At 38.0% G+C, this 11,205-nt stretch carries 12 protein-coding genes; 10 read left to right on the top strand and 2 right to left on the bottom strand.

Annotated features, from left to right (window positions below; all coding sequences use genetic code 11):
* The first annotated feature begins 171 nt into the window (after positions 1–171).
* Both J4P91_RS05260 and J4P91_RS05255 read left to right on the top strand, forming a co-directional pair.
* Positions 172–309: a hypothetical protein gene (locus J4P91_RS05260; protein WP_207993155.1), complete on the top strand. Its 138-nt coding sequence runs from the start codon at positions 172–174 to the stop codon at positions 307–309.
* On the top strand, positions 306–698 hold the full coding sequence (locus J4P91_RS05255; RefSeq protein WP_207993154.1) for a hypothetical protein: 393 nt from the start codon (positions 306–308) through the stop codon (positions 696–698). The genes J4P91_RS05260 and J4P91_RS05255 overlap by 4 nt, the downstream gene beginning before the upstream one ends.
* Before the next feature lie 215 nt (positions 699–913).
* On the opposite strand, the gene J4P91_RS05250 is transcribed toward J4P91_RS05255, so the two are convergent.
* Complete coding sequence (locus tag J4P91_RS05250; protein ID WP_017150920.1) at positions 914–1,060, bottom strand: YycC family protein; 147 nt, start codon at positions 1,058–1,060, stop codon at positions 914–916.
* 54 nt (positions 1,061–1,114) lie between these two features.
* Here J4P91_RS05250 and J4P91_RS05245 point away from each other — a divergent pair, with 54 nt between their 5' ends.
* Positions 1,115–1,843: a glycerophosphodiester phosphodiesterase gene (locus J4P91_RS05245; RefSeq protein ID WP_207993153.1), complete on the top strand. Its 729-nt coding sequence runs from the start codon at positions 1,115–1,117 to the stop codon at positions 1,841–1,843.
* A gap of 37 nt (positions 1,844–1,880) precedes the next feature.
* Here J4P91_RS05245 and J4P91_RS05240 read toward each other — a convergent pair whose 3' ends face one another.
* Positions 1,881–2,114, bottom strand: a complete 234-nt coding sequence (locus J4P91_RS05240) for a DUF2627 domain-containing protein (RefSeq protein WP_017150922.1) — start codon at positions 2,112–2,114, stop codon at positions 1,881–1,883.
* A gap of 138 nt (positions 2,115–2,252) precedes the next feature.
* Between J4P91_RS05240 and J4P91_RS05235 the strand changes: the two genes are divergently transcribed.
* From J4P91_RS05235 to bfmBAB, 7 genes are all read left to right on the top strand, one after another.
* Positions 2,253–4,325 (top strand): sigma 54-interacting transcriptional regulator, encoded by a 2,073-nt coding sequence (locus tag J4P91_RS05235; protein ID WP_207993152.1) that lies wholly within the window; start codon positions 2,253–2,255, stop codon positions 4,323–4,325.
* A 195-nt stretch (positions 4,326–4,520) separates the two neighbouring features.
* The gene (yqiS, locus tag J4P91_RS05230) at positions 4,521–5,420 is read left to right on the top strand and encodes a phosphate butyryltransferase (protein ID WP_207993151.1); all 900 of its coding nucleotides are present in this window, start codon (positions 4,521–4,523) and stop codon (positions 5,418–5,420) included.
* 34 nt (positions 5,421–5,454) lie between these two features.
* Complete coding sequence (locus J4P91_RS05225) at positions 5,455–6,555, top strand: leucine dehydrogenase (RefSeq protein ID WP_207993150.1); 1,101 nt, start codon at positions 5,455–5,457, stop codon at positions 6,553–6,555.
* An 89-nt stretch (positions 6,556–6,644) separates the two neighbouring features.
* Positions 6,645–7,748 (top strand): butyrate kinase, encoded by a 1,104-nt coding sequence (gene buk, locus J4P91_RS05220; RefSeq protein ID WP_017150926.1) that lies wholly within the window; start codon positions 6,645–6,647, stop codon positions 7,746–7,748.
* 4 nt (positions 7,749–7,752) lie between these two features.
* Positions 7,753–9,174: a dihydrolipoyl dehydrogenase gene (lpdA, locus tag J4P91_RS05215; protein ID WP_207993149.1), complete on the top strand. Its 1,422-nt coding sequence runs from the start codon at positions 7,753–7,755 to the stop codon at positions 9,172–9,174.
* A gap of 26 nt (positions 9,175–9,200) precedes the next feature.
* Positions 9,201–10,202, top strand: coding sequence for a 3-methyl-2-oxobutanoate dehydrogenase subunit alpha (gene bfmBAA, locus J4P91_RS05210; protein WP_017150928.1), 1,002 nt, complete (start codon positions 9,201–9,203; stop codon positions 10,200–10,202).
* A gap of 13 nt (positions 10,203–10,215) precedes the next feature.
* Positions 10,216–11,199: a 3-methyl-2-oxobutanoate dehydrogenase subunit beta gene (bfmBAB, locus tag J4P91_RS05205; RefSeq protein WP_016133247.1), complete on the top strand. Its 984-nt coding sequence runs from the start codon at positions 10,216–10,218 to the stop codon at positions 11,197–11,199.
* Positions 11,200–11,205 lie beyond the last annotated feature (6 nt).

The following is an 11,205-nucleotide window of genomic DNA, read 5'->3' as shown; positions in this document are numbered from 1 at the left end:
ACTTCTAATGAAAACTTTGCCATAAAAAAACTACACCTCCAATTGTTAATTGTGTCTAACAATTGGGGTGCAGTTCAATAGATAGGAGGTTTTTTATTGTGTTACGCTGGAAATAAGAGGGGGAAGAGAGGGATATTTTTAGAAAATAGAAAAAGGAGTAGGAGGACTGATATGGAATTTGTGGTTATTAATGAAAATACAGAAGAGGGATTTCAAGATTTAACGTTTAATATCACACATTATTGGAGGGAGGGTATCATGTTGTTAAAGTTTTTGGTCAATTTGAAGGAGAAATTGTTGGATTCATGATTGCTTTTAAAGATAATATGATAAGGGGTATGACTACTGCAGGGGAAATAAATTATAATGCTTTTCATCAAAACGGTATTGTATTTTATTCTTTGGGGAATGATTCTGATTATTTAGTAAACGTTATATCATATTTATATTTATCGAAAAGTAGTAATTTTAAAATGAATAATATAGTACCTTTTACGTGTTTCGCATTGGCGGGAAATCCATCGAATTTTGAAAATGAAATTCTAAAATTCAAACTGTTTTTTGATGAAGATGAGGAATTAAATCGTTATTGTGAGTTATATGTGGATATTGATTTGAGACGCAAGATTCTTGAATTGAAGGAAAAGGATGAGGGGTATAGAGAGAATATCTTAATGGCTTTAACGTTGCCAGTTTAAATAAGTTTACTATTGAGATTATAAAATAAAAAATGGTCTTCTTTCGTATTAAAAGATGTTTGTTAATGATGGGTAGCTGTGCAATCACCTTATATCACTGAGCCATTTAAACAATGAGGTTATATGTAAAATGACTCAGTGATATAATTGTAAGATGAGATAAACGAGTGGAATGACTCGAGGATAATAAAAAGCCCTGCAAAAACAGGACTATATTATTCTTCATCTTTACTTTGTTTTTCTAATTCAACTAACTTTTGAACTAAAATGTGCTGCGGCATATGCATAATTTGCTCAAGTGGAACACCAAGAGCTTTTGATAAGCGGATTGCAGTGTCCGGAGAAATTTGTAATGGTCTCATAGAAAGAAGTACCTCCTTTTTCGTATAGTATAGCATAAGATTGGGGGAGTGAGGATGACTCTTATATTTGCGCACCGCGGTGCGGCGGGGACGTATCCAGAAAATACAATGATTTCCTTTGAAGCTGCGGAATCGTTTCAGGCAGATGGGATAGAATTAGATGTACAATTTACGAAGGATGGAAAAGTTGTTGTGATTCATGATGAAACTGTCAATCGTACAACGAATGGAAAGGGTGCGGTTCGTAATTATCTGTATGAAGACTTGAGAAAATTAGATGCGAGTCACAAGTTTTCGGAAAAGGTAGGCTTTTGCCGAATTCCTTTATTAGAGGAAGTATTAGAGTGGTTGCAGTCCAATCGATTGCTTCTGAATATTGAATTTAAAAATAATAAAATTCCATATCGTGGTTTAGAAGAAGAGGTTATAACACTTGTACGAAAGTTCGGTCTTGAAGAGCGGGTTATCTTTTCTTCTTTTAATCATTACAGTATGAAAAGATGTCATATGATGGCTCCAGATATTCAAACGGCGATTTTATACCGTGAAGGTTTACATAGCCCATGGGCCTATGCGCAAAAAATGGGGGCTACTGCGGTCCATCCAAACCATCGTTACTTTCCTGATGCAATCGCTGAATTAACAATGGAAAGCGGAGTCGAGGTTCGTCCTTATACGATAAATGAAGAGACGGTCATGCGTAAATATTTCGATATGAATATATCGGCAATTATTACCGATTATCCAGAAACTGCTAGAGTGTTATTGCAAGTGAAAAAGTGAGACCTTTAATTAAGAAAGGTCTCACTTTTTTGTTTACTTACCTTCGAAAACGAGCTTGTACTTTATTTCGCTTACGATCGCGGTATAATACGAAGCTACCAAAGATATAAAAACCGATTGCAAAGCAGAATACCCCCATTAAAAATTGTAACCATAATACAGGAATTGGAGATAAAAGAATACCGAATACAGTATCTCTCATTAATTTTATACCTAGCACTGCTAATGAAATGGGAATAAGGGCTAATAGAAGAGCGAGGTAACGCTGCATAGATAACGCTCCTTTTCAGATAATTTCGTATATATTAAATGATGTTATATAGAAAGGACATTTGTCAAGTGATTGCTGAACGAGTAAGATAAAGGTGTGAAAAATTTTGCAGAGATACTTCGAGAGGAAGTGTAATGTGTGAAACAAAAAGTATTAATTATTGGAGCGGGCGAAGGTGGAAGTACGATTCTTGGTTTGCTGCAAAATTCGAATATATTTAAAGTCGTTGGCGTTATCGATATAAATCCGAATGCAAAAGGATTACAGATTGCGCAAGAACAAGGTATTGCAATTGGAGAAGATTTAGATTCGTTTCTTACGTTGGGTGTGGATGTAATTTTTGATATGAGTGGTGATTACCATTTACATAAGGTTCTATTAGCAAAAAAGCAAGAAAATACACTTCTTATACCAGGGGATGTTGCGAAAATCGTTACGAAGTTGGCACATGAGAAAGAGGGTTTAATTGAAAAGTTAAAAGAACAAACGCAGCAAGGGAATTTGATTTTAAACTCCACTCATGATGGAATGATCGTCATTGATTCAGAAGGTTATGTAAAATTATTTAATAAAAGTGCAGAACGTATAACAGGTTATAAAACAGGAGAAGCGGTAGGTAAATATATTTTAGAAGTAATCCCGACTAGTAAATTACTTCGTATTATACGAACGAAACAAATAGAAGTGAATCATGAGTTGACGTTAGGGAATGAAAAAAAGATTATTACAACTCGTATTCCTATTTTAAAAGAAGATGGAGAGGTTCAAGGAGCTTTTGCCATTTTTAAAGATATTACAGAAGTTGTAGATTTAGCAGAAGAAGTTACGGATTTAAAAGAAATCCAAACCTTATTGGAAGCGATTATTCATTCATCTGAGGAAGCGATTTCTGTTGTAGATGAGAAGGGGAGAGGTCTTGTTATAAACCCCGCTTATACGAAGTTAACAGGTCTTACAGAGGATGACATAATTGGAAAACCTGCAACGACTGATATTGTAGAGGGTGAAAGTATGCATATGAAAGTACTTCGGACGCGTAGAGCGGTACGAGGGATTCATATGAAAATCGGTCAGAAAAAACGTGATGTAATTGTAAATGTAGCACCGATTATTGTTGATGGCATATTGAAAGGTAGCGTGGGTGTTATTCGTGATGTGTCAGAAATTCAAAAGTTAACACATGAATTAAATCGGGCAAGACAAATTATTCGGACGCTAGAGGCAAAATATTCTTTTGAGGATATTGTAGGAACGTCTGATGAAATGATGGCAGCGATTGAACAAGCGAAACTTGGAGCAAATACGCCGGCAACAGTATTACTTCGCGGGGAGTCAGGGACTGGTAAAGAGTTATTTGCACATGCTATTCATAACGGGAGTAACCGGAAGTACAATAAATTTGTGCGTGTGAATTGTGCTGCTATTTCAGAGACTCTATTAGAGAGTGAATTATTTGGTTATGAAGAAGGGGCTTTCTCTGGAGCAAGAAGAGGTGGCAAACGAGGTTTCTTTGAAGAAGCAAACAATGGAAGTGTTTTTTTAGATGAGATTGGTGAGTTGTCTGCCAATACGCAAGCGAAATTATTACGTGTACTGCAGGAGAAAGAAATTGTAAAAGTAGGCGGAACGAAAGCGATTCCTATTAACGTTCGGGTTATTGCAGCGACGCATGTGAATTTAGAAAAAGCAATTTTGGAAGGTGAATTCCGGGAAGATTTATATTATCGCTTAAATAAAATTCCGATTCAAATTCCTTCTCTTCGTCAACGAAAGGAAGATATTCCAGTTATATCAGAACGATTGATTCAAAAAATTAATCAAGATTATGGTCGGAATGTAGAAGGGTTAACGGAATCGGCTATTGAATATTTGCAATCGTATGATTGGCCGGGGAATGTCAGAGAGCTTGAAAATATTTTGGGGCGAGCCATTATTTTTATGAACTATAATGAGATGTATATTGATGTGCATCATTTGCCCTCTTTGCATAAGGAAGATCAAGTGGAGTTAAAAGGAAGTAGTTTGCTACCGGAATTAGAAGAAAAGTCTCTTGAACATTTGGTCACGGAGTTTGAAGGGAACATCATACATGAATATTTAGAGAAGTTTGATGGGAATAAAACAAAGACAGCAAAAGCGTTAGGAATCTCAGTTCGAAATTTATATTACAAGTTAGAAAAGTATGACCATGCAAAAAATAGCATGCAATAAATTGCGTACCGTGCAATTTATTGCATGGTATACAAAAAACGACAATTTAAGACAGAATATTCTGCTATTTTCTAAAGTACTGATTTTACTGCGTTTTGTATGCGTTTTCATAATTGGTATGACCACTTTGAAAAGTTGGCACGGTATTTGCTTATTAAATAGACGAGGGACGACGGAAAGGGTTGATTACAAAATATGAAGTTAAAACACTTAATTGATCAAGCAGCAGGACAGCCCCAAAAAACTGTGGCTGTAGCAGTAGCTGAAGATCATGAAGTAATTGAAGCAGTTGCTAAGGCCATTCAATTACAGTTAGCTCAATTTCGTCTATATGGAAATCAAGAAAAAATTATGGGTATGCTACAAGAGCATAACTTACAAGTTTCAGAACACGTTCAAGTGATCGGCGCATCATCAAATGCTGAGGCCGCGGAACTTTCTGTTAAAGCTGTAAGAAATGGTGAAGCAGATGTACTTATGAAGGGGAACATCCCGACCGCAAGTATTTTAAAAGCAGTATTAAATAAAGAGTGGGGACTTCGCAAAGGTAGTGTGTTATCACATGTTGCAGCGTTTGAAGTTCCAAATTACGATCGCTTTATTTTTGTCACAGATGCAGCAATGAACATTGCACCTGATGTAGGGCAAAAAGCTGCTATTATACAAAATGCTGTTGAAGTTGCCCGGGCAATAGGAATCGAATTGCCGAAAGTGGCTCCAATTGCAGCGGTGGAAGTTATTAATCCAGCGATGCAAGCAACAATCGATGCAGCGATGTTAACGCAAATGAATCGTCGTGGACAAATTAAAGATTGTATCGTCGATGGACCACTTGCTTTAGATAATGCTGTATCACAAGTTGCAGCAGAGCACAAAGGCATAGTAAGTGATGTAGCAGGTAAGGCAGACATTTTACTCGTCCCAACGATTGAAGCTGGAAACGTGCTATATAAATCGCTTGTCTATTTTGCAAATGCAAATGTAGGAGCGATGATTGCTGGCGCGAAAGCACCGATTGTTTTAACATCTCGTGCTGATTCAGCAGAAACAAAAGTATATTCATTAGCTTTAGCAGTTGCGACTGCTTCTAAATAAACCAATAGGGTAAAACAATTAGGGGGAAATGACAATGACATTAGAAATCTTCGAATACTTAGAAAAATATGATTATGAGCAAGTAGTATTTTGTCAAGATAAAGAATCTGGATTAAAAGCAATCATTGCAATTCATGATACAACACTTGGGCCAGCCCTTGGTGGAACAAGAATGTGGACATATGATTCTGAAGAAGCGGCGATTGAAGATGCATTGCGTCTTGCCAAAGGGATGACGTATAAAAACGCAGCAGCTGGTTTAAACCTAGGTGGTGCAAAAACAGTTATCATCGGCGACCCACGTAAAGATAAAAGTGAAGCGATGTTCCGTGCACTAGGACGTTACATTCAAGGATTAAACGGACGTTACATTACTGCAGAAGATGTTGGTACAACTGTTGATGATATGGATATTATCCACGAAGAAACTGACTTTGTAACAGGTATTTCACCTTCATTCGGTTCTTCTGGTAACCCATCTCCAGTAACTGCTTATGGTGTTTATCGTGGTATGAAAGCAGCAGCAAAAGAAGCATTTGGCACAGATAGCCTAGAAGGTAAAGTAATTGCTGTTCAAGGTGTTGGTAACGTAGCATATCATTTATGCAAACATTTACACGCTGAAGGGGCACAACTAATCGTTACAGATATCAATAAAGAAGCGGTACAACGTGCGGTAGAAGAATTTGGTGCAACAGCAGTTGAACCAAATGAAATTTATGGTGTAGAATGTGACATTTATGCACCATGTGCATTAGGTGCAACAGTAAATGACGAAACAATTCCACAATTGAAAGCGAAAGTAATCGCAGGTTCTGCAAATAACCAATTAAAAGAAGATCGTCATGGTGACACAATTCATGAAATGGGAATTGTATATGCACCAGACTATGTAATTAATGCAGGCGGCGTAATTAACGTAGCAGATGAATTATATGGATACAATAGAGAACGTGCATTAAAACGCGTAGAGTCTATTTATGACACAATTGCAAAAGTAATTGAGATTTCAAAACGTGATGGTGTGCCAACTTATGTTGCAGCAGATCGTCTAGCTGAAGAGCGTATTGCAAGCTTAAAAAATACTCGTAGCACGTACTTACGCAACGGTCATGACATCATTAGCCGTCGCTAATTCTTTTATATACAACTTCTACAAAAGCTGTGGTTACCTCTTATGAGGTTTCCACTGCCTTTTGAATTTATAAGGTGGAGGTAGCAACATTGTCCTTAAATCGAATCCTTGTTATTAATCCGGGTAGTACATCCACAAAAATAGGTGTTTTTGATAATGAGAGACCCGTTTTAGAAGAAACTATTCGTCATGATGTGGATAAAATCGGGGAATATAAACGAATTATTGATCAATATGAATTTCGAAAAGAAACAATTTTAGAGGTTCTACATTCTCACGGCATTAATATTTCGAAATTAAACGCTGTTTGCGGACGCGGAGGATTACTTCGTCCGATTGAAGGCGGTACGTATACAGTGAACGAAGCTATGTTAGAAGATTTGAAAAATGGATATAGTGGCCATCACGCTTCAAACCTTGGAGGTATTTTGGCGTATGAAATTGCTTCTGGATTAAACATTCCAGCTTTCATTGTTGATCCAGTTGTTGTTGATGAAATGGAGCCAATCGCTCGCATTAGCGGAATCTCCGGTATGGAGCGAAAAAGTATTTTTCATGCGTTAAACCAAAAAGCAGTGGCACGTAAAGTGGCAGAAGAACTTGGTCGTAAATATGAAGATTTAAACCTATTAATTGCACACATGGGCGGAGGAATTACAGTTGGTGCTCATAAGCAAGGGAAAGTTATTGATGTAAATAATGGTTTAAATGGTGAGGGTCCATTTAGTCCAGAACGTGCTGGAACAGTGCCGGTTGGACAGTTAATAGAAATGTGTTTCTCAGGTGAGTATTACCGCGATGAAATGATGAAAAAGATTGTTGGACAAGGCGGATTAGTAAGCCTCATTGGTACAAACGATGCAATTAAGGTTGAAAACATGGTTGAAAAAGGTGATCCTGAGGCAACACTTATTTATAAAGCAATGGCATATCAAGTTGCGAAAGAAATCGGCGGAGCTAGTAGCGTTCTTCATGGGAAAATCGATGCAATCGTTTTAACAGGAGGACTCGCATATAGCAAAATTCTTGTTGATGAAATCAAAGATCGCGTGCATTGGATTGCAGATGTGATTGTGCATCCTGGAGAAGATGAATTACAGGCATTAGCAGAAGGAGCACTTCGCGTATTACGTGAAGAAGAAGATCCGAAAGAGTATGTTGTACGAGAAAAAGAAACGGTAGCTAGGGGTTGAGATAATGGCAAAAGAATATGATTTAGTCATCGTTGGCGGCGGTACTGGCGGGTATGTTGCTGCTATTCGTGCATCACAATTAGGGCTAAAAACAGCACTTGTTGAAAAAGATAATCTTGGTGGTACTTGCTTACACAAAGGCTGTATTCCTAGTAAGGCATTACTACGTAGTGCAGAAGTATATGCAACTGCGAAAAAGAGTGAAGAGTTTGGCGTTGTAGCGAGCAATGTAGAATTAAACTTTGCAAAAGTGCAAGAGCGTAAAGAAAAGATTGTAACGCAGCTTCATAAAGGCGTTCAACATTTAATGAAGCAAGGTAAAATTGATGTGTTTGAAGGTATCGGCCGAATTCTTGGACCTTCTATCTTCTCTCCAATGCCAGGAACAATTTCAGTTGAATTTGCAAATGGTGAAGAGAATGAGATGTTGATTCCGAAAAATGTTCTAATTGCAACAGGATCTCGTCCAAATTCATTACCAGGATTAGAATTAGACGGAGAGTACGTAATGTCATCGGATCATGCCCTAAAAATGGAAACGCTTCCGAAATCGATTGTTATTGTCGGTGGCGGCGTAATTGGAATTGAATGGGCATCTATGCTTGCTGACTTCGGTGTAGAAGTTACTGTATTAGAATACGCAAAACATGTCCTGCCGCTTGAAGATCAAGATGTTTCGAAAGAAATGCAGCGTCTATTAAAGAAAAAAGGTATTAAAGTGGTGACAGGTGCAAAAGTATTACCTGAAACATTGGTAAAAGATAATGGAGTAGCAATTCAAGCCGAACACAATGGTGAAAATAAAGAATTCAAGGCAGAGAAAATGCTTGTATCTGTAGGAAGACAGGCAAATACGCAAAATATCGGTTTAGAGAATACAGATATCATCGTGGAAAAAGGATACATTCAAACAAATGAATTTTACCAAACGAAAGAATCACATATTTATGCAATTGGTGATGTAATTGGCGGTTTACAACTTGCACATGTTGCTTCTCATGAAGGTATTGTAGCGGTAGAGCATATTGCTGGTAAAGAAGTTATGCCAATTGACTACTCAATGGTATCGAAATGTGTATACAGTAGTCCAGAAGTTGCTTCTGTTGGTTTAACAGAACAAGAAGCAAAAGAAAAAGGCTATAAGTTAAAAGTAGGTAAGTTCTCATTCCGTGCAATCGGAAAAGCACTTGTATACGGAGAATCAGATGGCTTTGTGAAACTTGTAGTTGATGCAGAAACAAATGATATTCTTGGTGTTCATATGATTGGCCCACATGTAACGGATATGATTTCTGAAGCGGGTCTTGCAAGAGTACTTGATGCAACACCTTGGGAAGTTGCACATACAATTCATCCGCATCCATCCTTATCTGAAGCAATTGGTGAAGCTGCATTAGCAGTAGATGGAAAAGCGTTACACGCATAAAAATGTGGATTTAGGAGGTTATGAAAATGGCAGAAGTAAAAGAAAAACGCCATGAAGAACTTGGCTTAAGTGATGAGCAAGTATTAGAAATGTATCGTACTATGTTGCTTGCGCGTAAAATCGACGAGCGTATGTGGTTATTAAACCGTGCAGGGAAAATTCCATTCGTAATTTCTTGTCAAGGGCAAGAAGCTGCACAAGTAGGCGCAGCATTTGCACTTGATCGTGAAAAAGACTATGCATTGCCATACTACCGTGATATGGGGGTTGTACTAGCGTTTGGTATGACAGCAAAAGAGCTTATGTTGTCTGGTTTTGCAAAAGCAGGAGATCCAAACTCCGGTGGCCGTCAAATGCCTGGTCACTTCGGTCAGAAGAAAAACCGTATTGTGACAGGTTCATCACCAGTTACAACGCAAGTGCCTCATGCAGTAGGTATTGCATTAGCAGGGAAGATGGAAAAGAAAGATTTAGTAACGTTTGTTACATTCGGTGAAGGTTCTTCTAACCAAGGTGACTTTCACGAAGGTGCTAACTTTGCTGGTGTACACAAATTGCCTGTTATTTTTATGTGTGAGAATAATAAATATGCGATTTCTATCCCTGTTGAAAAGCAATTAGCATGTAAAAATGTATCAGATCGTGCAATTGGTTATGGCATGCCAGGGTATACAGTAGACGGAAATGATCCGCTTGCAGTATATAAAGCTGTAAAAGAGGCGGCAGACCGTGGTCGCCGTGGAGAAGGTCCAACTTTAATCGAAACAGTATCATATCGTTTAACAGCACATTCTAGTGATGACGATGATCGTGTATATCGTGATAAAGAAGAAGTAGAGGAAGCGAAGAAAAAAGATTCCATCTTTACATTTGCTGCTTACTTAAAAGAGGTTGGCGTGTTAACAGAGGAATCTGAAAAACAAATGTTAGATGAAATTATGCATATCGTAAATGAAGCAACAGAATATGCAGAAAATGCTCCGTATGCAGCACCTGAAGATGCATTGAAGCACGTATACGCAGAATAGGGGGGAACGTTTCATGGCTGTAATGTCTTATATTGACGCGATTACATTAGCAATGCGTGAGGAAATGGAACGCGATGAGAAAGTATTTGTATTAGGAGAAGATGTTGGTAAAAAAGGTGGCGTATTTAAAGCGACAAATGGATTATATGATCAATTTGGTGAAGATCGTGCGCTTGATACACCGCTTGCAGAATCTGCAATTGCAGGGGTAGCAATTGGGGCAGCGATGTACGGAATGCGTCCAATTGCGGAAATGCAATTTGCTGATTTTATTATGCCAGCAGTAAACCAAATTGTTTCTGAGGCAGCAAAAATTCGTTACCGTTCTAACAATGACTGGACTTGTCCAATCACTGTACGTGCACCGTTTGGTGGCGGCGTTCACGGTGCATTGTATCATTCACAATCTGTGGAGGCGATGTTTGCAAACCAACCAGGTTTAAAAATTGTTATCCCTTCTACACCATATGATGCAAAAGGATTATTAAAAGCGGCAATTCGTGATGAAGATCCAGTATTATTCTTTGAACATAAACGTGCATATCGTTTAATTAAAGGCGAAGTACCAGAAGATGATTATGTATTACCAATCGGAAAAGCAGATGTAAAACGTGAAGGTGATGATATTACTGTCATCACATACGGATTATGTGTTCACTTTGCTCTTCAAGCTGCTGAAAAATTAGCGAAAGATGGCATTTCTGCTCATATTCTTGATTTACGTACTGTATATCCATTAGATAAAGAAGCGATTATTGAAGCGGCTTCTAAAACGGGTAAAGTTCTTCTTGTAACGGAAGATAATAAAGAAGGAAGTATCATGAGTGAAGTAGCAGCAATTATTGCAGAAAACTGCCTATTTGACCTTGATGCACCAATTGCGCGTCTTGCAGGTCCAGACGTTCCAGCAATGCCATATGCACCAACAATGGAAAAATTCTTTATGGTAAATCCAGATAAAGTTGAAAAAGCAATGCGTGAACTTGCGGAATTTTAATCGGGG

Origin of the sequence: Bacillus sp. XF8 (assembly GCF_017498755.1) — a bacterium.
GTDB classification, from domain to species: domain Bacteria; phylum Bacillota; class Bacilli; order Bacillales; family Bacillaceae_G; genus Bacillus_A; species Bacillus_A bingmayongensis.
The sequence above is the reverse complement of the archived record's forward strand: the minus strand, read 5'-3'. Positions and strand labels throughout refer to the sequence as shown.